Genomic DNA, 23,676 nt, shown 5'->3' with positions numbered 1-23,676 from the left:
GGTTACATTCCGAACCCGGAAGCTAAGCCTTTCAGCGCCGATGGTACTGCAGGGGGGACCCTGTGGGAGAGTAGGACGCCGCCGAACAATCATTGTGGGAAAGCCCCGGAACACTGTTCCGGGGCTTTCCTGCGTTCCGGGGTCGCATAAAGTCGGCGGCATGCGCTACGACCTCGTCATCTTCGACAACGACGGCGTGCTCGTCGACAGCGAGCCCCTCTCGAACACCATCCTCGCCGGCTATCTCACCGAGCTCGGCCACCCCACCTCGTACGAGGACTCCCTGCGCGACTACATGGGGGCCGCCGTCCACCGCGTCCACGACCTCGTCCGGGAGCGGACCGGGCAGGCGCTGCCGGCGGGCTTCGACGAGACGCTGCACGCGCGCGTCTTCGCCGCCTTCGAGCGGGAGTTGGCCGCCGTCGACGGCGCCACGGACGTTCTGGAGAAGCTCACGGCCGACGGTGTGCCGTACTGCGTCGCGTCCTCCGGAAGTCATGAGCGGATCCGTGTCGGGCACCGCACCACTGGGCTCGACCGGTGGTTCACCGACGGCATCGTGTTCAGTGCCGAGGACGTGGGCCGGGGCAAGCCCGCGCCCGATCTCTTCCTTCACGCCGCCGCGCGCATGGGGGTGACGCCCGAGCGGTGCGTCGTCGTCGAGGACAGCCGCCTGGGCGTGCAAGCGGCCCTGGCGGCCGGTATGGACGTGTACGGGTTCACCGCCATGACGCCCGCCGACAGACTCGCCGGGGCCAAGGGCTGCTTCGGTGCGATGGCGGAGCTGCCCGCATTGCTCGTGTGACGTGTCTACCCCCCGGTAGTCCCTGTCCGTACGCTGTGCCGCCATGACGGATGCGCGGTTGCGCCAGGGACGGGCCTCCTTGGCGTTCGGCTTCTTCTCCCAGGGCGTCGCGTTCGCTCTGCTCGTGACGCGTATCCCCGCCGTGCAGGACCGCTACGGGATATCCGACGGGCTGCTGCCGCTCTTCCTCGCGGCCGTGCCGGTCCTCGCCGGGGTGGGCAGCGTCCTGACCGGGCGCATGGTCCGCCGGGTCCCGGCGAGCGCGGTGCTGCGGTGGTCGCAGCCGCTCGTGCTGCTGTCGCTCCTCGGCGTCGCCGCGGGCGACCGGATGTGGCAAGTGGCCGTCGGCCTCGGGGCGTTCGGGCTGGCCGTCGGTGCGCTCGACGCCGCGATGAACATGCTGGGCGTCAGTCTCCAGCGGGCGTACGGGCGGAGCGTCATGCTCGGCTTCCACGCGGCGTACAGCCTCGGCGGGATCGCGGGCGCGTCGCTGGCGTGGGCGGGCGCGCACTTCGACGTCGCGCTGGTCGTGTCGTATCTGCCGGTGGTCGCGGTCCTGGTGCCTGCCGTGCTGGCCGCGAGCCGGTGGTACGTCGACGGCGAGCGGGCTCCGGAGCCCCGCCGGGCGGAGGCTGCCGGCGGCGGGGTGGCCTTCACGGTGCTGGCGCCGCTGTGTCTGGTGATGACCTTCGCGTACATCGGCGACTCGACCGTCTCCAACTGGAGTGCGAAGTATCTGCAGGACGTCCTGGGAAGCTCCGAGGAGCTGGCGACCGTGCCGTACAACGCGTACATGGTGACGACGCTGGTGGGCCGGGCCGTCGGGGACCTCGCGGTGCGGCGCTTCGGGGCCGTGGCCGTCGTCCGGGGTGGGGCGGTGCTGGCGGCGGCCGGGTTCGCGGTGGTCGCGGGGGCGCCGGGCGCGTGGGCCGGGATGTTCGGGTTCACACTGCTGGGGTTCGGGCTGTGCGTGATCGTGCCGCAGACGTTCGCGGCGGCGGGCCGGCTGGCGCCGGGGGACAGCGATGCGGCGGTGGCGCGGCTCAACGTGTTCAACTACGTCGGCTTCCTGGTCGGGTCGCCGTTGGTCGGGGCGCTCGGGGACGTGTGGAGCTACCGGGGCGCCATGCTGGTGCCGATGGTGATGGTGCTGGTCACGTTGGCGTATGCCCGGTCGTTCGGGGCGGAGCCCGCCCGATACGGTGGCGGGCATGAGCGGCCGCGGGTTGTTGATGTGGGACGAGGCGGTAACGAAGTATGACTTCGGAAGCAGCCATCCGATGGATCCGGTCCGGCTCGCGCTGACCATGGGGTTGGTGCGGGCGTACGGACTGGACCGGGCCATGGACGTGGTGGCCGCCAGGCCGGCGGGCGACTCGACGCTCCGGCTCGTGCACCGCGAGGACTACGTGGCCGCGGTACGGGCGGCGTCCGAGGACCCGGCGCGTGCGGACCAGTCGTACGGACTCGGCACGGTCGACGACCCCGCCTTCGCGGGGATGCACGAGGCGTCGGCGCTGATCGCCGGGCAGTCGGTGGGCGCCGCCGAGGCGGTGTGGCGGGGGAACGCCGCGCACGCCGTCAACTTCACCGGCGGCCTGCATCACGCGATGCCGGGAGCCGCGGCCGGGTTCTGCATCTACAACGACGCGTCGCTGGCCATCGCCCGGCTGTTGGAGCTGGGTGCGGAGCGGGTCGCGTACGTGGACGTGGACGTGCACCACGGCGACGGGGTCCAGGCGGCGTTCTGGGACGACCCGCGCGTGCTGACGATCTCCCTGCACGAGCATCCGCGCACGCTGTTCCCGCAGACCGGCTGGCCGGAGGAGACGGGCGGCACCGGAGCCGCCGAGGGCTCGGCGGTGAACGTGGCGCTGCCCGCCGGGACGGGCGACGAGGGGTGGCTGCGCGCGTTCCACGCGGTGGTGCCCGAGCTGCTGGCCGGCTTCCGGCCGCAGGTGCTCGTGTCTCAGCACGGCGCGGACACGCATTTCGAGGACCCGCTCGCTCATCTGGCGGTGTCGCTCGACGCGCAGCGTGCGGTGCAGGAGGCGTGTCACGAGCTCGCGCACGCGCACGCGGACGGGAAGTGGGTGGCGCTCGGCGGCGGGGGCTACGAGGTCGTGGACGTCGTTCCCCGGTCGTGGACGCACCTCGTGGGGATCGCCGCGCACCAGCCGGTGGACCCCGAGTCGGTGATCCCTTCGACGTGGCGCGGCGAGGTGTACGCGCGGACGCGCCAGTTGGGGCCGGCGCGCATGACGGACGGCCGGTGGCCGGTGCGCCTGCGCTCCTGGGAGGACGGCTACGACCCGGCGGACCGGCTCGACCAGTCGATCCTGGCGACGCGTCGGGCCGTGTTCCCGCTGCGCGGGCTGCTTGCCTAGCGGCGGGCACTGCAGGGGCGATTACGCCAACTGTGCGGAGCACATGCGTTTCGGGCCTGCCGCAGGGCCCGGTGCGTCAGCATCGGAAGGGTGTTGAGCACCGGAACGCTGCGGTTACAGCTGCGGGCGCATCTGCTGGCGTCGGGGTTGGCGGGGGACGTGGCGACCTCGCGTGAGGCCGCCCTGCGCAGTTATCGCGCGTTCGCCGCGCGGGATCCCCGGGTGACCCTGGGGCTCGATCCGCGGTGGTCGTGGAGCGAGCGGGACCTGATCGCGCTGATGTCCAGGAGGTGCGGGGTGTCCGCCGATCCGGCGTGCGTGGCCGGAGGCGACGTCATCGACCCGGAGCTGACGCTGTGTGCACTGGACGCGTTCGCCGGGCGGTTGGGGGACGTGGCGCGGAGGCGGGCTCCCGTGCTGTTCGGCACAGGGCATCCGCACCGGTTGCTGGGGTTCTACGCAGACCTGGCAGACGCGGTGTCGGCGGCGGGGTGTTCCGTCCTCACCCCTGCGCAGGGGCGATGTGTCGACATAACGACCCGGTTCGGTGTACGCACGCACCGGCTCGTCTACGTACGGGGGGTGGCCTCGCTGTACGAGGAGGGAGCGCGCGAGGCGGGCGCGCACAGCCATTCCCCTCTGCCGGTCAGGGTCGCGCTCCAGGCCGCCGCGGACGCGGGCGGGCCTCTGCCCGAGCTCGTCGTCGGAGACCACGGCTGGGTCTGCGGGGCAGGTCAGCTGGGGATCGAGGCCATGGGCCTCGCGGACACGGACGATCCCGCGCTGTTCGTCGGCGAGGCGGAGGGACGGGTATCGGTCGCGGTTCCGCTTGATGACACCGTTCGGCCGGAGTACTACCGTCCTCTGACGCGCTATGTACTCAATCGAGCGTGTCTGTCACAGTAGGCGGCCGATTGCAGCTCCTCTTCCCCACTCGCACCACCCGCCCCTAGTCTGGGCAGTGAGCGCACAACGACGAAGAGTCACCGGAGGGGAAGCCGGTGCGCGTCGGGTGCGGAAGGTACAGGTGGGTCATGGCTGCTGGCAGCGAGAGGCCTCTGAACGAGGTCAAGTTCCTTACCGTGGCGGAAGTTGCCTCGGTGATGCGGGTGTCGAAGATGACCGTGTACCGCTTGGTGCACAGCGGTCATCTGCCGGCGATCCGGGTGGGGAGGTCCTTCCGGGTACCGGAGCAAGCGGTGCACGAGTATCTCCGCGAATCCTTCGTGGGGGTGGAATCCGCGTAACGGGAAACAGGACGGTCGCCCTCGGATTACAAGCTCGGCGCTCTGGCGGGTAGGCTAGGCCGACGTAGGTCGTGTGGGCCCAGACGCCCCGCACCGAGTGAAGAGAAGTGAGCGAGGGTAGTCGTGGGCTCTGTTATCAAGAAGCGGCGCAAGCGGATGGCGAAGAAGAAGCACCGCAAGCTGCTCAAGCGCACCCGCGTTCAGCGTCGCAACAAGAAGTAGGCGACAGCTGTACGTGTTTTCTCGGCCCTTCCACCAGCCTGGTGGAGGGGCCGAGGTGCGTTGTGGGGCCGGTGTGGACGAGAAGTGGGGGCAGGAGAAGGAAGCACGTGGCAAAAGTGCGCCGTGCGGTCATCACAGCGCAACACCGACGCGCTACGGTGACGCCAGGACCTGGACCTAGGGGAAGGCGCTGATCTTGGGCAAGGTCGTGCTCGTCACCGGTGTGGCCCGGCAGCTCGGCGGCCGTCTCGTGCGGCGCATCCAGCGCGATCCCGAGGTGGACCGCGTGATCGGCGTCGACGCGGTGGGGCCCGGACATCATCTGGGCGGGGCCGAATTCGTCCGCGCCGACATCCGTCAGCCGGCCATCGCCCGCGTCCTGGCCGAGCACGCCGTCGACACGGTCGTGCACATGGACGTGACGGGTACGCCGCTGGGCGCAGGCGGCCGCACGGCCGTCAAGGAGACCAACGTCATCGGCACCATGCAACTGCTGGGCGCCTGCCAGAAGTCGCCGACGGTCAGGCGGCTGGTGGTGAAGTCCAGTACGAGCGTGTACGGCTCCGCTCCGCGCGACCCCGCCGTCTTCACGGAGACCACCCCGCCCAAGTCGCTGCCGAGCGGCGGCTTCGCGAAGGACGCCGTGGAGGTCGAGGGGTACGTGCGCGGGTTCGCCCGGCGACGCCCGGACGTGGCCGTGTGCGTCCTGCGGTTCGCGAACATCCTCGGCCCGTGCGCCGACTCGCCGCTCGCCGAGTTCTTCTCGCTGCCGGTCATGCCGACCGTCTTCGGCTACGACCCGCGTCTGCAGTTCGTCCATGAGGACGACGTCATCGACGTGCTGCGGATCGCGCTGCACGAACCGCGCCGCGGGACGCTGAACAGCGGCACGTTCAACATCGCGGGCGACGGTGTGCTGACGCTGTCCCAGTGCTCCCGGCGGCTGGGGCGGCCGACCATGCCGGTGCCGCTGCCCGCCGTCACCTGGGTCGGCTCCGCGCTGCGCACGGTCGGCATCACGGACTTCTCGCCGGAGCAGATCCGGCTGCTCACCCACGGCCGCGTGGTCAGCACGGTCCAGATGCGCGAGACACTGGGGTTCCGTCCGCGGTTCACGACCGCCGAGACGTTCGCGGACTTCGCACGCAGCCGGGCTCCCGGGCTGCTGCCGCCCGAGTCCGTGGCCAGGGCCGTGGACCGTGTCGCGGCGGCGCTGCCCGTCGGCCGGGGGCCGGGACCCGCCGTGGAGACGACGACCGGTGAGACGACGCGCGGCGAGACGACGCACAGCGCCGGATGAGCCCCGAGGGGCCCGGATAAGGAGCGCAGCCAACGATGGCGGACGCCAAGGTCATTCCGTTCGACGACGACCGTTCGCGCGGTGGTGCGCAGCGACCGGCGCGGCGGCGCCCCGGCGGGTCCGCGCGCCGCATGGCCGACCCGGCCGCGGCGGGCGATTCCGTGGTGCGCGAGGCACCGGACCCGGTGGTGCGGGAGACGGCGGCGTCGGAGGCGGCCGGGCGGGACGCCGCCGTGAGCCCGCTGCCGGACCGGGGCGTCGTGGCGGCAGCCCTCGACACGGCCGCCGGGGAGCCGGCACCGGCGGGTGGGGGGAACTGGGACCGCCGGATCGCGGGCGGACTGGCGTTCCTGCGCCGGCGGCTGACCGGTGACTACGAGGTCGACGAGTTCGGATACGACGCCGAGCTGACCGACCACGTCCTGATGTCGCTGCTGCGGCCGCTGGCCGACAAGTACTTCCGTGTCGAGGTGAAGGGCATCGAGAACATCCCGTCGGACGGCGGCGCCCTGGTGGTGGCCAACCACTCGGGGACGCTGCCGCTGGACGGGCTGATGCTGCAGGTCGCCGTCCACGACAACCACCCCGCCGGACGCCACCTGCGGCTGCTCGCCGCCGACCTGGTGTTCATGCTGCCGGTGGTGAACGAGCTGGCGCGCAAGGCCGGGCACACGCTCGCGTGCGCGGAGGACGCGGAGCGGCTGCTCCAGGGCGGCGAGGTCGTCGGGGTGATGCCGGAGGGCTTCAAGGGCATCGGGAAGCCGTTCAGCGAGCGGTACAAGCTCCAGAGGTTCGGGCGCGGCGGCTTCGTGTCGACGGCGCTGCGGGCGGGCGTGCCGATCGTGCCGTGCTCGATCGTCGGCGCGGAGGAGATCTACCCCATGATCGGCAACGCGAAGACGCTGGCGCGGCTGCTGGGCTTCCCGTACTTCCCGATCACCCCGACCTTCCCGTGGCTGGGGCCGCTGGGGGTGGTGCCGCTGCCGACGAAGTGGACGATCCAGTTCGGCGAGCCGATCGCGACGGACGGGTACCCGCCGGAGGCGGCCGAGGACCCGATGCTGATGTTCAACCTGACGGACCAGGTGCGCGAGCAGATCCAGCACACGCTGTACAAGCTGCTGGTGCAGCGCCGCTCCGTCTTCTTCTGAGCCGTCCTCTTTCCGATTTCCGAGCCCGTGCACGTGTGAGGGGCGCCCCCGCCGGGGACGCCCCTCACACGTGTCCTGGACGTCGGTCCTATTCGTCGTCGCTGTCGATGCCGAGGCCCGGGAGGATCCCCGGCAGCAAGGGCGGGATGGTGACGTCCGGAGCAGTCGACTCCGAGTGCTTGCCGGACGCGGACGGGTCGGCGTCCTGCGCCGGCGGGTCGAACAGGCCGCCGGTGTTTCCGCCGAGCAGCCCGTCGTCGGCGGCGGAGCTGGAGCCGGACGGACGGGGGCTGCTGTCCTCGCCCGTGTGACCGCCGCCCGCGTCGGGCGCGGACGGCGTGCTGCTGCCCGCGTCCGTGGTGCGCCCGTCGTCCCCGGGAACGTCCACGCCCTGCGAGCCGCGGTCGTCGGTCTCCGGCGCGCGCGGCAGCAGCGACTCCAGCGGGCCGACCTGTTGGTCTATGGCGTCGAACGCCGAACTGACCTCTTCGCCGACGTCGGTGAGCTGGGCGGGAAGCCGGTCGCGCAGTCCGTCCCACACGTCCCGGTGGGAGCGGGAGAAGGAGTTGAGCGTGGCGATCGGACCGAGCGAGCCGTCGCGCTCGTAGGCGGCGCTGAGCAGTCGGTGGCCCTCGCTGACGTCGTGCCGCATGCCGGTGAGCGTGCGGCGGACCTCGCCGAGCGATTCGTGGTCCAGGTGACCGGAGCGGCCCCGCTCCATCAGGCGGCGGGCCTCGCTCAGGCGCGTGGACGCCTGGTCGAGGTAGAGCTCGCCGCGGTCGGATTCGTCGTCCGCCATGCCGCGCTTGAGGTCCTCCATGCCGCGCTTCAGCCCGTACAGCGAGTCACCGGGCAGGGCGTCGGAACTGGCAGCGGCCACCCCGCTGAATGCGCCCGCGGCCACACCGACGGTCAGGCCGCCGGCCGCGAGCCCCTTCGACCAGCGGGAGCGCGGTCGCAACTTCCGGAGCCGGGAGGCCCGGTGGGCACCGCGGCCGTGGGTCCGCTGCTCCGGCACCGTAGGGCCCGCGGATGCACCTCCCTGCGCCGTGCCTTGTTGAAGCATCGCTTCCATGGCGGCCACGAGCTGGGCCCGCTGCACCACCTTGACCTCGGGGTCCAGCTCCGGCTTCGGCAGCTCGCCGAGACCGTGAGCCAGACTCAACAGCCTTTCCTGCTCGGTCGATTCGACCGACTCCGCCTGCTGATCGGCCGCCTGGTCTTCCAAGGCCTGGGCGAAGGCGTTCGCCCGCCGGTGCGCCGATACGTTCGCGATCACTGGCGGCACCTCCTCTCGTCATGACGATCGACTCCCCTGGGCGTCTGGAGGGTTGCACGCCTTGAGCACATCCACACGAAAGAGTGAGTGTCTGCGGGCATGGCGTGTCCACAGGGAGTCCGCATTCCGCACAACGAGCGGCGCGGCACTTGGGTTACGCGCGAAAGATGATCGGACCAGTGCGTCATCGGGGCGTCACCGACGGTGAGTTGGGTTGGGTGCAGGGTCGTAGGGGGTGTACGAGCGCGGGGTTCAGCGTGCGTCGTCGGGGAGCAGCCGGGCGAGGGTGCGGACGGCCCGGTACTGCAGGGTCTTGATCGCGCCCTCGTTCTTGCCCATGGCCCTGGCGGTCTCGGCGACGGACAGGCCCTGCAGGAAGCGGAGGGTGACGCACTCCTGCTGCTGGGGGTTGAGCTTGCGTACGGCTTCGAGCAGTGCGGCGTTCGACAGGGACTCCAGGACCGAGTCCTCCGGGCTGCGCTCGACCTCGTTCGCGTCGAGCATCTCGCCGGTGGTCACCTCCAGGCGGAAGCGGCTCGACTTGAAGTGGTCGGCGACGAGGTTGCGGGCGATCGTCACGAGCCAGGCGCCGAAGTCGCGCCCCTGCCAGGTGAAGGTGGAGATCCTGCGCAGCGCCCTGAGGAACGTCTCACTGGTCAGGTCCTCGGCGGTCGCCTTGCCCCCGACGCGGTAGTAGATGTACCGGTAGACGGTGTCGCTGTACTGGTCGTAGAGCCGCCCGAAGGCCTCGGCCTCACCCGCCTGGGCGCGCTCGACGAGCTCCATCATGCGGGCGCTGTCGCTGTCGGCGGTGGGCCGGCGGGCGGTGGCCGCGCCGGAGCCGCCGCGTCCGCCCCGTCTGCCGACGGCCGTCCGCCCGTCGTCCTGGCGTCGCCCGTCATCGACGGCGCTGCGGGCCGATCCTTTCTGCATGCCGTTCGGAATGCCGTCGGCCAGGGCATAGCAGGGGGCGGCCGGGCCGCTGACGGCGAGGCCGGACGTGGCGAGTGCGGGGACGGCGTACGCGGTGGGGACAAAGCCGCGCAGGTGGTCGAGGACCGCTGCGCGCAGCGTAGCCAGGCCCGAGGCGTCAACCCCGACGTGTGGGTACACGGGACTCCCAGAGGCAGAGCTTCCATCACGTGCAGTGCGGGACCGTTCACCCGTCGTGATGACTGGTGGGGTCCGTCATGCGTCTGAGGAGAATAACGCTTCGTACAGGCAGCGCTACACCGAGTTGCTCAAATCGCCGTTTCCGTCGCTTCTCTTATGAGTTGACGACTGATCACGTGGCACATTGTGAGCAGTTGTTGATCGAATTACTTCGTGATCTGTCTGATCGCGGGGTGACTTGTGGTCGCGGCGGGGAAATGGGACTGGCCGGGGGTGTGGAGGGGTAGGAGCGGCAGAATGCGCGCCGACACGCGGGGGCGCGCGTGGGGCCTCTGGGGGCGCTGCCCCCGGGCCCGCGCCTCAAGCGCCGGCGGGGCTGGATATGGCCCGGCGGCCTTCATGTCCCGTGGCGCGGGCGGGCGGTCTGATGTGCGCGGCGATCCCGCGGGGGGCTGCCCGGGCCCTGCGCCTCAAGCGCCGGCGGGGTTGGACAACGCTCCCGGCGGCCGGGCTCCGTGCCTGATGCCGCCCAGCGAGGGGTCTCGCCCGACGACTGCGGGCGGACCGGCCCGGTGTGCGCGGCGGTCTCGCGGGGCGCTGCCCCGGGCCCCGCGCCTCAAGCGCCGGCGGGGCTGGATACGGCCCGGCGGCCGCATGTGGACGGTGGCGCGGTCCGGTCGGCCCGGTGGGTGCGGTGGTCCTGCGGGGCGCTGCCCCGCCCCCGCGGCTGTCAGCGGCGGCGGCGGTGGAGGGCCACTGCTGCTGCCGTGCCGCCCGCTAGGGCTCCCACGCCCGCTGCCGCCGGGATGCCGACCTTCGCCGCCTTGCGGCCCGTCCGGTAGTCCCGCAGGCGCCAGTCGCGTTCGCGCGCGTGCTTCCTCAGCTTCGTGTCCGGGTTGATCGCGTACGGGTGGCCGACCAGCGACAGCATCGGGATGTCGTTGTGGCTGTCGCTGTACGCCGCGCAGCGCGCCAGGTCCAGGCCCTCCGCCGCCGCCAGCGCCCGTACCGCCTCCGCCTTCGCCGGGCCGTGCAGCGGTTCGCCGACCAGTTTGCCCGTGTACACGCCGTCGACCGACTCGGCGACCGTCCCGAGCGCGCCGGTCAGCCCCAGCCGGCGGGCGATGATCGTCGCCGTCTCGACCGGCGCGGCCGTCACCAGCCAGACCTTCTGGCCCGCGTCCAGGTGTGCCTGGGCCAGCGCCCGGGTCCCCGGCCAGATGCGGTCCGCCATGTACTCGTCGTAGATCTCCTCGCCGATGCTCATCAGCTCCGAGACCCGGTGGCCCTTGACGATGGACAGGGCCGACTCGCGGACGTCCTGCATGTGGTCCGGGTCCTCGACGCCGGCCAGCCGGAACCACGTCTGCTGCCAGGCGAAGCGCGCCAGGTCGCGGCGCTGGAAGAACTTCCGCTTGTACAGCCCGCGGCCGAAGTGGAAGATCGCCGCGCCCTGCATCACGGTGTTGTCGAGGTCGAAGAACGCGGCGGCGTGGACGTCGCCGGCGACCGGGAACTCCGGTTCCGGGGCGCCGGGTCCTTCCTCGAGGGCTTCGAGTGCCTCGATGGTCTGCGAGGACTTGCGCGCTGCCTCGGCTGCGGCTTCTCCCGCCAGCACGCTGCGAGCGGTGGCGGAGCGCCTACGCGGGGTGAGCCATCCCAGAGCGGCCATGACGTGAGCATAGCCAGTCTGTCGGGGACTTCCCGACTCACCGGGATGCGACGACGTGAACACTCCGCGACCGCGGTGTTAAACGGGCCGGCGGCCGGCGGGGCGAGAATGGGCTCATGAGTCCTGTGCTGCGGCGTACGAAGAAGAAGCCCGACGAGCGCGTGGTGACGCTCATCGGCAAGCCCGGGTGCCATCTGTGCGACGACGCGCGGGCCGTGGTCCAGACGGTCTGCGCCGAGACCGGCGCCTCCTGGGAGGAGAAGGACATCAACCAGGACACCGAACTGCACCGCGCCTATTGGGAGCAGATCCCCGTCGTCCTGGTGGACGGGGAGCAGCACACTTTCTGGCGTGTGGACCCCGACCGGCTGCGCCGCGCGCTCGGGAGCTGACGCCCCGGAAGGTGGGTACCATCGTGGTCGTTTTGCTTGGATTCCTCCGCCGCGCACGCCTCTTTCGGGGCAGGGCCGCGACAGGGCAGAGTGGGCGGAGTCAGGCGGTCTCGGGGGCGTAGATCGTAAGGAGTGTGTACGGCTTTGCCCCCTTTGGCGCCTCAACGGACCGGGGTGGTCCGCGGTTCCAGGATCCGGCCACCGGATTGCGTGACCCCGATCACTTTGCACGGACAAAGCGGACACAATCTTTGTGCACGCGTTCACAAAGACATAGCCTGCATTCGACGGGGCGGTCTTGGGACACATGGCCGCCTGCAGCCTCGCTCATCCCGCAGGAGCACCGTGGCAACTGGCCGAAATCACCGACCGGCGACCCGTAGCCGAGGAATCCCCGAGGCCACCGTCGCCCGGCTTCCGCTGTACCTGCGCGCCCTGACGGCGCTCTCGGAGCGGTCCGTGCCGACGGTCTCCTCCGAGGAGCTGGCCGCCGCCGCGGGCGTCAACTCCGCGAAGCTGCGCAAGGACTTCTCGTACCTCGGCTCGTACGGGACCCGCGGTGTCGGATACGACGTCGAGTACCTCGTCTACCAGATCTCCCGCGAGCTCGGTCTGACGCAGGACTGGCCGGTCGTCATCGTCGGTATCGGTAACCTCGGCGCCGCCCTCGCCAACTACGGCGGCTTCGCGTCCCGCGGTTTCCGGGTCGCCGCGCTGATCGACGCCGACCCGACCATGGCCGGCAAGCCCGTCGCCGGCATCCCCGTCCAGCACACGGACGAGCTCGAGAAGATCATCCGCGACAACGGGGTCTCGATCGGCGTCATCTCGACGCCCGCCGGCGCCGCCCAGCAGGTGTGCGACCGCCTGATCGCGGCCGGCGTCAGCTCCATCCTCAACTTCGCCCCCACCGTGCTGTCCGTGCCGGACGGTGTCGACGTGCGCAAGGTCGACCTCTCGATCGAGCTGCAGATCCTCGCCTTCCACGAGCAGCGGAAGGCCGGCGAGGAGGCCGAGGCCACGGGCCGGAAGGGACCCGACGGGGACATGCCCGCCGTGATGCCGGTATGAGTCTCCTCGTCGTCGGCCTGAGTCACCGCAGCGCTCCCGTGAGCGTGCTGGAGCGTGCCTCGCTGTCCCTCGATGCGCAGGTCAAGCTGCTGCACGACACCCTCGCGGCGGAGCCCGCGACGGAGGCGACGGTCCTCGCCACCTGCAACCGCATCGAGCTGTACGCGGACGTGGACAAGTTCCACGCCGGTGTCGCCGAGCTGTCCACGCTGCTCGCCCAGCACAGCGGGGTCGGGCTCGAGGAGCTCACTCCCTATCTGTACGTGCACTACGAGGACCGGGCCGTCCACCACCTCTTCTCGGTGGCCTGCGGCCTGGACTCCATGGTCGTCGGCGAGGGCCAGATCCTCGGCCAGATCAAGGACGCCCTCGCACGCGGGCAGGAGCTGCACACCGCGGGACGGCTGATCAACGACCTGTTCCAGCAGGCGCTGCGCGTCGGCAAGCGCGCCCACAGCGAGACCGGGATCGACCGGGCCGGGCAGTCGCTCGTCACCTTCGGTCTCGAACAGCTCGCCGCGGGCGAGTCCGTCGAGGCGTGGGCCGCGGACAAGCGTGCCCTGGTGATCGGCGCCGGCTCGATGTCGTCGCTCGCCGCGACGACGCTGGCGCGCCTGGGCGTACGCGAGCTGGTCATCGCCAACCGGACGACGGAGCGGGCGGAGCGGCTGGCCGCGGTCCTCTCCGAGTCGGGCGGCGTGCGCGCCCACGCGGTGCCGATGGGGTCCGTCGCCGACGAACTGACACGTGCCGACGTGGCCGTCTCCTGCACCGGCGCGACGGGACTGGTCCTGACCGCCGAAGCGGTCGCGACGGCGCTCGCGCAGCACGTGGTGCCGGAGGCCGCTCCGGGCAGGGACCTGCGCGCCCCCGAGGGCAGCGTGGTCGCCCGTCTGGCCGCGGTGGCGGCCCGCGACGGCCGCGTGACCGAACTCCCCCTGGACGGCCCCGAGGTGGTCCCGGCCGCCCCCGGCCCGGTTGCGGACGCGCCCGAGGCGGGCGCCGGCACGGGACAGGCCGGTCCGGCCGCCGCCGGCCGGGTCGTCGGCGAGCACGCGGTCTTCGACGGCGCGGACGTTGCCCCAGGCTCCGAGTGCCCCGTCGGGCTCGACGACTCCCTCGCGCAGCACGGCGCCTGGGTCGACAACGCCTCCCGCACGCGCGCCGCCTCCGCCCGCACGGCCACCGCGCCGCACGCCGACGGCAACGGCCCCGTCCGGCTCGCGCTGCTCGACCTGGCCATGCCCCGGGACATCGACGCCGCCGTCCACCGCCTCGCCGGCGTACGGCTCGTGGACATCGAGTCGCTCGCCGAGGCGTCCGCCGACGTGCCCATGGCCGCCGACGTGGACCAGGTCCGCTCGATCGTCTCCGACGAGGTCGCCGCCTTCGGCGCGGCCCAGCGCGCCGCCCACATCACCCCGACCGTGGTCGCCCTGCGCACCATGGCCGCCGACGTGGTCTCCAGCGAGATGGCCCGTCTCGACGGCCGGCTCACCGGTCTCGACGAGAAGCAGCGCGCCGAGATCACCCAGACCGTGCGCCGCGTGGTGGACAAGCTCCTGCACGCGCCCACCGTGCGGGTCAAGCAGCTCGCCAGCGAGCCCGGCGGCGCCGGGTACGCGGACGCGCTGCGGACCCTCTTCGACCTCGACCCGGAGACGGTCGCCTCCGTCAGCCGGGCCGACCTGAATGACGCAGACGTCAAGAACCGAGGGCGAGTATGACCGAGAGGGCACTGAGGCTCGGGACCAGGCGCAGCAAGCTCGCCATGGCCCAGTCCGGGCACGTGGCTGAGGCGGTGCGCCGGCTGACCGGCCGCGACGTCGAGCTCGTCGAGATCACGACGTACGGGGACGTCTCCCGCGAGCACCTGGCGCAGATCGGCGGCACGGGCGTGTTCGTCGCGGCCCTGCGGGACGCGCTGCTCCGCGGCGAGGTGGACTTCGCCGTCCACTCGCTGAAGGACCTGCCGACCACGCCGCACGAGGGTCTGACGCTGGCCGCGACCCCCAAGCGGGAGGACCCGCGCGACGCGCTCGTCGCCCGCGACGGCCTGACCTTCCACGAACTGCCGGACGGCGCCCGCGTCGGCACCGGTTCGCCGCGCCGCATGGCGCAGCTGAACGCGTACGCCCGCTCCCACGGGCTGCGCATCGAGACCGTGCCGATCCGCGGAAACGTCGACACCCGGATCGGATACGTACGGAACGGGGAGCTCGACGCCGTCGTGCTCGCCGCTGCCGGACTCCACCGCATCGGCAGGATCGACGAGGTGACCGACTTCCTGTCGGTCGACTTCGTCCTGCCCGCCCCCGGCCAGGGGGCCCTGGCGATCGAGTGCTCCGCGGCCGACGCGGACCTTGCCGCCGCGCTCGGGCAACTCGACGACCCGCACACGCGGGCCGCCGTGACCGCCGAGCGTTCCCTGCTCGCCGCCCTGGAGGCCGGCTGCTCCGCACCCGTGGGTGCGCTGGCCGACCTCCTGGCCGACGGCCAGGTTGCCACCGAAATGCGCCTGCGGGGGGTCGTCGGCACGACCGACGGCTCCGCGCTGGTGCAGCTGTCCACCACCGGTCCCGTACCCACGTCGCACGGCGACGCCATCGCGCTCGGTCGCGAACTCGCGTCCGAGATGCTCGCCAAGGGTGCGGCCGGTCTTATGGGGGAGCGAGCACTTTGAGCCCCACCACCTCGAACCTTCCGGGCCTCGCGGCACACGGGCACGTCACCTTCCTGGGTGCCGGTCCCGGCGACCCCGGTCTGCTGACTCTGCGCGCCGTCGAGGCGCTCGCCGACGCGGACGTGCTGATCGCCGAGCCCGCTGTCCTCGATGTCGTTCGCGGCCATGCGCGGGCAGGCGTAAGCACGCCTGAGCTGACGGTTGTCGACGACGCGTCAGCATCCGCCGGGATCCCGGTCCTCAGGGATGCGGCCAATCTTGTCATGGAGGCCGCGAGGGGCGGCAAGCGGGTCGTCCGTGCGGTGACCGGCGACCCGGGCATGGACACCGACGCCGGCCGGGAGATGCTCGCGTGCGCGTCCGCCGGCATCCCCTTCGAGGTCGTGCCCGGTGTGGCGACGGCCGTCGGCGTGCCCGCGTACGCCGGTGTCCCGCTCCGCGACGAGCAGGGCACCGACATCCGTTTCGTCGACGCCCGCACCGCGTCCGACCGGTGCTGGACCGAGGTCGGCGCGAGCGACGGCACGGTCGTCGTCTCCACGACGCTGGAGACGGTCGCCGCCGCCGCCGGGGAACTGGTCGCCGCGGGCCGCAAGCCCGACACCCCGCTGACCGTCACCGTCGCCGGTACGACGACGCGCCAGCGCACCTGGACCGCGACGCTCGGCACCATCGCGCAGACGCTGAAGCAGGCGAAGGTGCTGCCGTCCCCCGAGGGGCACCAGCCGGTCATAGCCGTGGTCGGTGAGCGCAGCGCCGCCGCCCAGCGCGACCAGCTCGCGTGGTTCGAGTCCAAGCCGCTGTTCGGCTGGAAGGTGCTCGTGCCGCGTACGAAGGAGCAGGCGGCCTCGCTCTCCGACCAGCTTCGTTCCTACGGCGCGGTGCCGCACGAGGTCCCGACCATCGCGGTCGAACCGCCGCGTACGCCGCAGCAGATGGAGCGCGCGGTCAAGGGACTCGTGACCGGACGCTACGAGTGGATCGCCTTCACCTCGGTGAACGCGGTGAAGGCCGTGCGGGAGAAGTTCGAGGAGTACGGGCTCGACGCCCGCGCCTTCGCCGGGATCAAGGTCGCAGCGGTCGGCGAGCAGACGGCGGCCGCGCTGGTGGACTTCGGCGTGAAGCCGGACCTCGTGCCGAGCGGTGAGCAGTCCGCGGCCGGGCTGCTGGAGGACTGGCCGCCGTACGACCCGGTCTTCGACCCGATCGACCGCGTCTTCCTGCCGCGTGCCGACATCGCGACCGAGACGCTGGTCGCGGGCCTCATCGAACTCGGGTGGGAGGTCGACGACGTGACCGCCTACCGGACCGTGCGTGCGTCGCCGCCGCCGGCGGAGACCCGCGAGGCGATCAAGGGCGGCGGTTTCGACGCCGTGCTGTTCACGTCGTCGTCGACCGTGCGGAACCTCGTCGGCATCGCGGGCAAGCCGCACAACGTGACCGTCATCGCGTGCATCGGCCCCGCGACCGCGAAGACCGCGGAGGAGCACGGGCTGCGGGTCGACGTCCTGTCGCCCGAGCCGTCGGTGCACAAGCTGGCCGAGGCGCTGGCGGAGTTCGGCGCGCGGCGGCGGGCGGCGGCCGTGGAGGCGGGCGAGCACGTGACGCGCCCGTCGGAACGGCGTCCCGGCGGACGGCGGCGTCGTACGACGACGTGACGTACGCGGTGACATGAGGCGAACCGGCGTGGCCGGCGGGAGAGGCTCCTGCCCGGCCACGCCGCGTTTCCGGGTGTTCGACATGAGGGCCGCCGAGGCGTACACCGGAAGCACGGTGGTGCTACACGAGTGGGTGACGGTCATGGGCTCCAGGACTCTGCATGTCGATCCTTCCAACGCCGAGCAGGCGCGGACCTGGGACGGTGACGAAGGGGCGTACTGGGCGGAGCACGCCGCGGACTTCGACCGGGCGGTCCACGCCTACCAGCAGCCCTTTCTGGACGCGGCGCACCTTCAGCGCGGTGAGCGGGTCCTGGACATCGGCTGCGGGGCCGGGCTGACCTCGCGTGCCGCCGCACGGCTCACCGCGGGCGGGCCCGTGCTCGGCGTCGATCTGTCCGGGCCGATGCTGAGGGTCGCCCGCCGCGAGGCGGAGCGCCAAGGGCTCGACAGCGTCCGCCACGAGCAGGCCGACGCGCAGACCTACCCCTTCGACGAAGCGTCCTTCGACGTCGCGATCAGCCGCGCCGGCAGCATGTTCTTCGCCGACCCCGTGGCCGCCTTCCGCAACATCGCCCGCGCCCTGCGGCCCGGCGGCCGGCTCGTGCTGCTCGTCTGGCAGGACATCTCCCGCAACGAGTGGTTCCGGTCGTTCGTGACCGCCCTCGCCGCCGGGCGCGACCTGAGCGCCCCGCCCCCGGACGCCCCCGGCCCGTTCTCCCTCTCCGACCCCCACCTCGTCCGCGAACGGCTCGTCGCCGCCGGCTTCCGTACGCCCCACCTGGACGACTTCGACCTCCCGATGATCTTCGGCCGTACCCCCGACGACGCCTTCGCCTTCGTCTCCGGCATGCTCGCGTGGATGGTCGAGGACCTCGACGAGGCCGGCCGCGCCCGGGCACACGCCGCGCTGCGCGCCGATCTCGAGGCTCACGCGACCCCTGAGGGTGTCCGGTACGACTCCGCCGCCTGGGTGGTCACGGCGACGCGTCCGTAGGCCGCTCCCGCCGACGCGGTGTCGGTAATTGCCCGCCTCGGGCAGGCGTAGCGTGGCCCGTATGACTGCGTACGGATCCTTCCCCGGTGCCCGCCCCCGGCGGCTCCGGACCAGCCCTGCCATGCGCCGCATGGTCGCCGAGACCCGGCTGCACCCGGCCGATCTGATCCTCCCGGCCTTCGTCCGCGAGGGCATCTCCGAGCCGGTGCCGATCCAGGCCATGCCCGGCGTCGTGCAGCACACCCGCGACACCCTCCGCAAGGCCGCCGTCGAGGCGCGCGAGGCGGGCGTCGCCGGGATCATGCTCTTCGGGGTGCCGGAGGACGCCAAGAAGGACGCGCTCGGCACGGCGGGCACCGACCCCGACGGCATCCTCCAGGTCGCCATCCGGGACGTGCGGGCCGAGGTCGGGGACGAGCTCGTCATCATGTCCGACCTGTGCCTGGACGAGTACACCGACCACGGCCACTGCGGCGTCCTCGACGCCGACGGCCGGGTCGACAACGACGCCACGCTGGAACGTTACGCCGAGATGGCCCAGGTCCAGGCCGACGCAGGCGTCCACGTCGTCGGTCCCAGCGGCATGATGGACGGTCAGATCGGCGTCGTCCGCGACGCGCTGGACACCATCGGCAAGGAGGACGTGTCGATCCTCGCGTACACCGCGAAGTACTCGTCCGCCTTCTACGGCCCCTTCCGCGAGGCCGTCGGCTCGTCGCTGCGCGGCGACCGGAAGACCTACCAGCAGGACCCGGCCAACGTCCGCGAGTCGATGCGCGAGCTGGCGCTCGACCTCGAAGAGGGCGCCGACATGGTCATGGTCAAGCCGGCCGGGCCCTACCTCGACGTCCTGGCGCGCGTCGCGGACGAGGCGGACGTGCCGGTCGCGGCGTACCAGATCAGCGGCGAGTACGCGATGGTCGAGGCCGCCGCCGAGAAGGGCTGGATCAACCGCGAGGCGGCGATCGCCGAGACGCTGCTCGGCATCAAGCGCGCGGGGGCGAGCATGATCCTGACCTACTGGGCGACGGAGGTCGCCCAGCGGATCAGCGGCTCAGGTCGCTGACCAAGACTTCCCCGACGGCCCGGTGCGCGCGTGAGCACCGGGGCGTCCGCCGTTCGTGCACGGTGGTCCCGGCGCCGACCGGTCAGGCGACCGCGTAGTCGGCGAGGGCCGGTGCGAGCAGGTCGAAGGCGCGGGCGGCCTCGGCTGCGACGGTCTGCGCGATGTCGTCGTTGGGTCGGCCCGCGAGGGTGAGCTCCTGGATGCGCCCGAACAGGACCCGGTGCACCGCGCCGAGCAGCGCCGCGGCCGTACGGGGGGTGATGTCGCCGGAACTCGACCCGGTGGTCCGGGCGAGTGCTTCGGCCAGAGCCTCCTCGCGCCGGTCGTGCAGACCCCGCAGGCACGCCGAGAGGGTCGGGCTGTCGTCGATCATGCGGGAGAAGTCCGGGCCCGCGAATCCGGCGACCGGGTCCTGGGCCGCGACGGCGGCCTCGAACGCGCGGCGCAGTGCCGCGAGGGCCGATTCACCGGCGGACCGGTCGGCGACGGTGTCCGCCAGGCTCGCGACGAAAGCCTCCTGGTGGTCCAGCGCCATGTCCTCCTTGCGCGGGAAGTAGTTGGTCACCGTCTTCTTGGCGACCCGCGCGGCGTCGGCGATCTCCGCGATGGTCGTCCGCTCGAAGCCCTGGGCCATGAACAGCCTGGTCGCGTGATCGGAGATCAGCTGCCGTGTCTCGCGCTTCTTCGACTCCCGAAGACCCGCCGACGCGGCGGACGCCGGAGTGCCCCCCACTGTGCTCGTGTCGTTGCTCATGAGGGAATCTTACATCCGTAGCAATTTTATGTTGACACCCCTGGTTCGGTCGCTCTAAGTTTACGTCCAACGTAAGTTTCTACCGAGGGGAACATCGCATGCAGCGAATCGATCTCGCCCGGCTTCTCGCCGACCAGGCCGACAACCCGCCCGCCGGCGGACGGCAGCAGGGTGGCCGACGGCCCGTCCAGCTCCACCCCGTCCGGTTCCAGGACAACAACCGCCGCGTACGCAACCTCCCGCGCCGCAGCTCCTACTGACCGACCCGACCGCCACCGTGGCGCGCCGGCTTCCCAGCCTCCGGAAAAGGACACCGCCTTGCAGATCACCGCCTCCACCGTCTCGCTCACCGTCGACGACGTGGCCGCTTCCCAGGCCTTCTTCACCACCCACCTCGGCTACCAGGAGCAGGCCGCCGCCGACGGCTTCGCCTCCCTCACCCGGGCCGACGCCGCAGTCGACATCGTCCTGCTGCGGCGCGGCATCGAGGTCCTGCCCGCAGAGCAGCGGGACCAGCGGGTCGGCGGGCTGATCCTCGCCTTCACCCTCACGGGGCTGGAGGCCGAGGAGAAGCGGCTGCGCGGCGAGGGCGTCGAGATCAGCATGCCGCTGCGCGAGGAGCCGTGGGGCGAGCGGCTCCTCCAGATCACCGACCCGAACGGAGTGATCGTCCAGTTCGTCGAATGGGTCACCCCCGCCGCCGGCAACGCAGAGGAGAACGCATGAGAACACTGAACACCGCGGCCCTCGTGGTCTCCACGGTGGCGACCGGGCTGATGGCCGGGCTGTTCGCCGCCTTCGCCTACGCCGTCATGCCGGGCCTCGCCCGCTCCGGCGACCACGCATTCGTCCCGGTCATGCAGCACATCAACCGCGCCATCATCAACGGCTGGTTCCTGGTGCCGTTCCTGCTGCCGCTACCCTTGCTCGTCCTCGCGGCGGTCCAGCCGGGGGGTGGGCACGGAGGCGCGGCCCGGTGGTGGATCGTCGCCGGGCTCGTGCTGTACGTGATGGCGTTCCTGGTGACCGGCACGCAGAACGTGCCGCTCAATGACGCGCTCGACAAGGTGTCCCTCGTGGGCGATCCCGATCAAATGGCGGCAGCCCGGGCGGCTTTCGAGGACACGTGGGTCAGGTGGAACACCGTCCGGGCCGTTCTGAACACCGCGGCCTTCGGCTGCCTCGCCTGGGCCCTGTACCTCCAGGGCACGCAGAGTCTCAGCGCAGGTCGCTGACGAAGGCCGTCCAGGCGGCCGGGGCGAGGCTGAGCACCGGGCCGCCGGGGGTCTTCGAGTCGCGGACGTGGACGGTGGTGGGGTGGGTGGCGACCTCGACGCACGCGCCGCCTTCGCTGCCGCTGTGGCTCGACTTGCGCCAGTCGTAAGCCACTTCGAGGCAGTTGCCGCCGTCGCTGCCGCTGTAGCTGGACTTGAACCACTCCAGTGCGGTGCTCATACCTCTCCTAGCAGCCGGTCCAACAGGCCCAATGTGTCTTCTGGGTTGAGAGCCTGCGTCCGCAGCATCGCATACCTGAGGGCGAGGATGGACACCTCGTCCGGTTCGCTGATCAGCTGACTGCCGCGCTGTGTCTCGGTATAGGCGAGCCGCTGGTGCTCAGGGGTTTCGAGGAGTACGAAGGGGCCGTCGAGAGCGGGGTGCGTGGTGTGGGCGAACGGCATGACCTGCAAGGCGACACCAGGCAGTTCCGCAAGGCTTCGTAGCTGTTGGAGCTGTGCGGCGTAGACCTCGTCGCCACCTAACCGAACTTGGAGAACCGCCTCCCAGATGACGAAGCTCAGACACCTCGGGGGGTTGGAGCGCAGGATCTTCTGGCGCTGAAGACGGATTTCCGTCTGTGCCTCGATCTCCTGCTCGCTGATGATCGGGATGCGGCTGCGGAATACCGCTCTCGCGTATTCGGCGGTCTGCAACTGGCCCGGGATCACCTGGTTCTCGTACGACGACAGGGTGATGGCCTCGCGCTCCTGGTCAAGGAAGTCCTCCGCCCATGCCGGGATCAGGTCCACCTCCGGCATGTGCTCGACCGCCACCGACAGTGCGCCCTTGGTGTCGAGGCGGTCGTCGAGTCTCTGCGCGAGGTCCGGCTTCAGCGGACGACGGCCCTGTTCGATCGAGGCGACCGTCTCCTCCGCGAGGCTGAACGCCGTCGCGAGTTCGCGTTGGGTGAGGCCCGCGGCCTCGCGGAAGCGGGCGAGCTGGCGGCCGACCATGCGCATCGCCGAGGCGTTCTTCCGGTGGCGTCTCCTGGGGTGCATACCTCACCAACTCCCCGGGCGCCTCCGTACGTTACGCCTCTCCGACCCGTACAAATGAAACGTACGGGTCGACGGGGTGCTGCCGGGCCGTCGCGCGACGCGACGCTCGTCCCGTGGACAAGACGATGCAACACGAGGACCTGCGCGAGCTGTTCTGCCGACGCGAGCGCCGATCCGTCGCAGCGGCACGGGAGTTCGCCCGCGCGACGCTCACGGCGTGGGAGTGGGGTGCGCGGGCCGACGATGTCACCCTCTGCGTGAGCGAGCTCGCGACGAACGCGCTGGTGCACGGCGTACCGCCGGGGGCGCGGGTACCTGCTGCGGATGTGGCTGTACGAACGCGGCTCTGTGCTGCGGGTCGAGGTGCACGACAGCGGCGACGGACGGCCGTGCGTGCGGCAGCCGGACGGGGAGTCGGGGCGTGGCCTGCTGCTGGTGGCCGCGCTGGCCGACGGGTGGGGTGTGGGGCCGCGCGAGCCCGGCAAGGTGGTGTGGTGCGAGTTCGCGCGGCCGTGAACCGGGCGCCTCACGATGCGTCGAGCACCGTGCGCATGGAGCGGCCGCGGACCCGGGGTGTGTGTGCTCCCGGGGCCGCGGCCCGTTCATGAGGTGACCGGGACGGTCAGCAGTACAGGTTGCCGCCCGGGGACACACCCAGGATCTGGGTGAACCGCTGGTAGTTGTTGACGCGGCTCTGGACCTGCGCCGGGTTCTTGCCGTCGCACTCCAGGGAGCCGTTGATGGAGCGGATGGTCTGGCCGAAGCCCGCCTGATTGACCATCGCGTTGTGCGGGGTCATCGTGCCGGGGCCGGTCTGGGTGTTCCAGTACCAAAGGCCCGTCTTCCAGGCCACGGCCGCCTCGCGCTCCACGCGCCACGGGTTGTTCAGCAGGTCGATGCCGAGCGCGTCGCCCGCGGCCTTGTAGTTGAAGTTCCAGCTGAGCTGGATGGGTCCGCGTCCGTAGTACGCAGCCTGGCCGGCGGGGCAGCCGTACGGCCGGCTCCGGTCGCAGTAGTGCGGGTAGTTGGCGGTGTTCTGCTCGACGATGTGGACGAGCCCGCCGGTCTCGTGGCTCACGTTGGCCAGGAAGGCGGCCGCCTCCTGCTTCTTCACCGTGTCGCTGCCGGTGTTGGCGAAGCCGGGGTAGGCGCTCAGTGCCGCGGTGAGGCCGCTGTACGTGTAGAAGGAATTCCGGTTCGGGAACATCTGGTTGAACTGGGCCTCGCTCACCACGAAGCCGGACGGCGACGGCGACCCGCCGCAGTTGTACGGGTCCCAGTACCAGGTGCTGATCGTCGGGTCGTAACCCGGGTTGTCGTGCTCGGCGATGTAGTAGGCGCCGTTGTACCTGACAACGTTGCCAGTCGTGTACCAGGCGCCCTGCTGCCATTTGGGGGCGGTGTCGCAGGGCGAGGCGGCGGAGGCGGACGGCATCAGGATCCCGGCGAGGCCAGTGGCCATGAGGACCGCGGCCAGCAGAGCCGCGAGGCGTGTTCTCAGCACTCGATCACTCCTTTGAGTGCAACGGCTCGCCCTGGAGCGGGAGTTGGCCTCCGGGCGAGCCGCGGTGGGGGGCTGTGCCGCTTACTCAAGCGCGATGTC

General features: G+C 71.4%; 25 protein-coding genes, 1 rRNA gene and 1 pseudogene. 20 read left to right on the top strand and 7 right to left on the bottom strand.

Translation table 11 applies throughout. From position 1 onward, the window contains the following. From rrf to ACWD0A_RS06140, 9 genes are all read left to right on the top strand, one after another. A 5S ribosomal RNA gene (rrf, locus tag ACWD0A_RS06180) occupies positions 1–87 on the top strand; the annotation flags it as partial. 73 nt (positions 88–160) lie between these two features. Further along, entirely contained in the window at positions 161–805 is a 645-nt protein-coding gene (locus tag ACWD0A_RS06175) for an HAD family hydrolase (RefSeq protein ID WP_451295051.1), read from the top strand. Positions 806–848: 43 nt separating this feature from the next. Further along, entirely contained in the window at positions 849–2,066 is a 1,218-nt protein-coding gene (locus ACWD0A_RS06170; RefSeq protein WP_451295049.1) for an MFS transporter, read from the top strand. Continuing rightward, positions 2,017–3,192 (top strand): acetoin utilization protein AcuC, encoded by a 1,176-nt coding sequence (locus ACWD0A_RS06165; RefSeq protein ID WP_451295047.1) that lies wholly within the window; start codon positions 2,017–2,019, stop codon positions 3,190–3,192. The genes ACWD0A_RS06170 and ACWD0A_RS06165 overlap by 50 nt, the downstream gene beginning before the upstream one ends. 90 nt (positions 3,193–3,282) lie before the next feature. Next, positions 3,283–4,098: a phosphatase gene (locus ACWD0A_RS06160; RefSeq protein WP_451295045.1), complete on the top strand. Its 816-nt coding sequence runs from the start codon at positions 3,283–3,285 to the stop codon at positions 4,096–4,098. Between the two features lie 128 nt (positions 4,099–4,226). Continuing rightward, positions 4,227–4,439, top strand: coding sequence for a helix-turn-helix domain-containing protein (locus ACWD0A_RS06155; RefSeq protein ID WP_014046653.1), 213 nt, complete (start codon positions 4,227–4,229; stop codon positions 4,437–4,439). A gap of 123 nt (positions 4,440–4,562) precedes the next feature. Next, positions 4,563–4,661, top strand: a complete 99-nt coding sequence (locus tag ACWD0A_RS06150) for a 30S ribosomal protein bS22 (RefSeq protein ID WP_003948845.1) — start codon at positions 4,563–4,565, stop codon at positions 4,659–4,661. A gap of 196 nt (positions 4,662–4,857) precedes the next feature. Then, positions 4,858–5,961 (top strand): NAD-dependent epimerase/dehydratase family protein, encoded by a 1,104-nt coding sequence (locus ACWD0A_RS06145; protein WP_451295043.1) that lies wholly within the window; start codon positions 4,858–4,860, stop codon positions 5,959–5,961. A gap of 35 nt (positions 5,962–5,996) precedes the next feature. Continuing rightward, positions 5,997–7,112, top strand: coding sequence for a 1-acyl-sn-glycerol-3-phosphate acyltransferase (locus ACWD0A_RS06140; RefSeq protein ID WP_451295041.1), 1,116 nt, complete (start codon positions 5,997–5,999; stop codon positions 7,110–7,112). Positions 7,113–7,200: 88 nt separating this feature from the next. Here the strand turns inward: ACWD0A_RS06140 and ACWD0A_RS06135 are convergent, their stop codons facing one another. From ACWD0A_RS06135 to ACWD0A_RS06125, 3 genes are all read right to left on the bottom strand, one after another. After that, positions 7,201–8,391 (bottom strand): DUF5667 domain-containing protein, encoded by a 1,191-nt coding sequence (locus ACWD0A_RS06135; protein ID WP_451295039.1) that lies wholly within the window; start codon positions 8,389–8,391, stop codon positions 7,201–7,203. A gap of 252 nt (positions 8,392–8,643) precedes the next feature. Next, a complete protein-coding gene (locus ACWD0A_RS06130) occupies positions 8,644–9,504 on the bottom strand; it encodes an ECF subfamily RNA polymerase sigma factor, BldN family (protein ID WP_307714130.1) in 861 nt (286 codons plus the stop codon). Positions 9,505–10,234: 730 nt separating this feature from the next. Continuing rightward, positions 10,235–11,176: an HAD family hydrolase gene (locus ACWD0A_RS06125; protein ID WP_307714129.1), complete on the bottom strand. Its 942-nt coding sequence runs from the start codon at positions 11,174–11,176 to the stop codon at positions 10,235–10,237. 116 nt (positions 11,177–11,292) lie between these two features. On the opposite strand from ACWD0A_RS06125, the gene ACWD0A_RS06120 reads away from it, so the two are divergent. The 7 genes from ACWD0A_RS06120 (at position 11,293) to hemB (ending at position 19,043) form a co-directional block, all read left to right on the top strand. Beyond that, positions 11,293–11,568, top strand: a complete 276-nt coding sequence (locus ACWD0A_RS06120) for a glutaredoxin family protein (protein ID WP_451295036.1) — start codon at positions 11,293–11,295, stop codon at positions 11,566–11,568. Between the two features lie 345 nt (positions 11,569–11,913). Continuing rightward, positions 11,914–12,639 (top strand): redox-sensing transcriptional repressor Rex, encoded by a 726-nt coding sequence (locus tag ACWD0A_RS06115; protein ID WP_177148455.1) that lies wholly within the window; start codon positions 11,914–11,916, stop codon positions 12,637–12,639. Then, positions 12,636–14,366: a glutamyl-tRNA reductase gene (locus ACWD0A_RS06110; protein ID WP_451295034.1), complete on the top strand. Its 1,731-nt coding sequence runs from the start codon at positions 12,636–12,638 to the stop codon at positions 14,364–14,366. Before ACWD0A_RS06115 ends, ACWD0A_RS06110 begins: the two co-directional genes overlap by 4 nt. Beyond that, positions 14,363–15,322 carry a hydroxymethylbilane synthase gene (hemC, locus tag ACWD0A_RS06105; RefSeq protein ID WP_451295032.1) on the top strand — a complete coding sequence of 320 codons (960 nt, stop codon included), beginning with the start codon at positions 14,363–14,365 and terminating at the stop codon, positions 15,320–15,322. The genes ACWD0A_RS06110 and hemC overlap by 4 nt, the downstream gene beginning before the upstream one ends. Next, complete coding sequence (locus tag ACWD0A_RS06100; protein ID WP_451295030.1) at positions 15,319–16,980, top strand: uroporphyrinogen-III synthase; 1,662 nt, start codon at positions 15,319–15,321, stop codon at positions 16,978–16,980. Before hemC ends, ACWD0A_RS06100 begins: the two co-directional genes overlap by 4 nt. Before the next feature lie 82 nt (positions 16,981–17,062). Next, the gene (locus ACWD0A_RS06095; RefSeq protein WP_451295028.1) at positions 17,063–17,977 is read left to right on the top strand and encodes a class I SAM-dependent methyltransferase; all 915 of its coding nucleotides are present in this window, start codon (positions 17,063–17,065) and stop codon (positions 17,975–17,977) included. Between the two features lie 61 nt (positions 17,978–18,038). Beyond that, positions 18,039–19,043: a porphobilinogen synthase gene (hemB, locus tag ACWD0A_RS06090; RefSeq protein ID WP_451295026.1), complete on the top strand. Its 1,005-nt coding sequence runs from the start codon at positions 18,039–18,041 to the stop codon at positions 19,041–19,043. Between the two features lie 82 nt (positions 19,044–19,125). On the opposite strand, the gene ACWD0A_RS06085 is transcribed toward hemB, so the two are convergent. Continuing rightward, complete coding sequence (locus tag ACWD0A_RS06085) at positions 19,126–19,797, bottom strand: TetR/AcrR family transcriptional regulator (protein ID WP_451295024.1); 672 nt, start codon at positions 19,795–19,797, stop codon at positions 19,126–19,128. Positions 19,798–19,895: 98 nt separating this feature from the next. Between ACWD0A_RS06085 and ACWD0A_RS06080 the strand changes: the two genes are divergently transcribed. From ACWD0A_RS06080 to ACWD0A_RS06070, 3 genes are read left to right on the top strand one after another with little or no spacing between them, the layout of a single operon-like run. Next, a complete protein-coding gene (locus ACWD0A_RS06080; protein ID WP_451295022.1) occupies positions 19,896–20,057 on the top strand; it encodes a hypothetical protein in 162 nt (53 codons plus the stop codon). Positions 20,058–20,115: 58 nt separating this feature from the next. Next, positions 20,116–20,523 (top strand): VOC family protein, encoded by a 408-nt coding sequence (locus tag ACWD0A_RS06075; protein WP_451295020.1) that lies wholly within the window; start codon positions 20,116–20,118, stop codon positions 20,521–20,523. Further along, on the top strand, positions 20,520–21,032 hold the full coding sequence (locus tag ACWD0A_RS06070; protein WP_451295018.1) for an anthrone oxygenase family protein: 513 nt from the start codon (positions 20,520–20,522) through the stop codon (positions 21,030–21,032). The genes ACWD0A_RS06075 and ACWD0A_RS06070 overlap by 4 nt, the downstream gene beginning before the upstream one ends. Here the strand turns inward: ACWD0A_RS06070 and ACWD0A_RS06065 are convergent. Beyond that, complete coding sequence (locus ACWD0A_RS06065; RefSeq protein WP_451295016.1) at positions 21,016–21,252, bottom strand: DUF397 domain-containing protein; 237 nt, start codon at positions 21,250–21,252, stop codon at positions 21,016–21,018. The two genes, ACWD0A_RS06070 and ACWD0A_RS06065, sit on opposite strands and share 17 nt — an antisense overlap. Then, on the bottom strand, positions 21,249–22,034 hold the full coding sequence (locus tag ACWD0A_RS06060) for a helix-turn-helix domain-containing protein (protein ID WP_451295014.1): 786 nt from the start codon (positions 22,032–22,034) through the stop codon (positions 21,249–21,251). Before ACWD0A_RS06060 ends, ACWD0A_RS06065 begins: the two co-directional genes overlap by 4 nt. A 164-nt stretch (positions 22,035–22,198) precedes the next feature. Here ACWD0A_RS06060 and ACWD0A_RS06055 point away from each other — a divergent pair. Beyond that, positions 22,199–22,589 (top strand): annotated as a pseudogene (locus ACWD0A_RS06055) (ATP-binding protein). A 106-nt stretch (positions 22,590–22,695) separates the two neighbouring features. Here ACWD0A_RS06055 and ACWD0A_RS06050 read toward each other — a convergent pair. Beyond that, positions 22,696–23,535 (bottom strand): glycoside hydrolase family 19 protein, encoded by an 840-nt coding sequence (locus ACWD0A_RS06050; protein WP_451295080.1) that lies wholly within the window; start codon positions 23,533–23,535, stop codon positions 22,696–22,698. Positions 23,536–23,676: the final 141 nt, after the last annotated feature.

It is taken from the genome of Streptomyces sp. NPDC002867 (genome assembly GCF_053591895.1).
The sequence above is the reverse complement of the archived record's forward strand: the minus strand, read 5'-3'. Positions and strand labels throughout refer to the sequence as shown.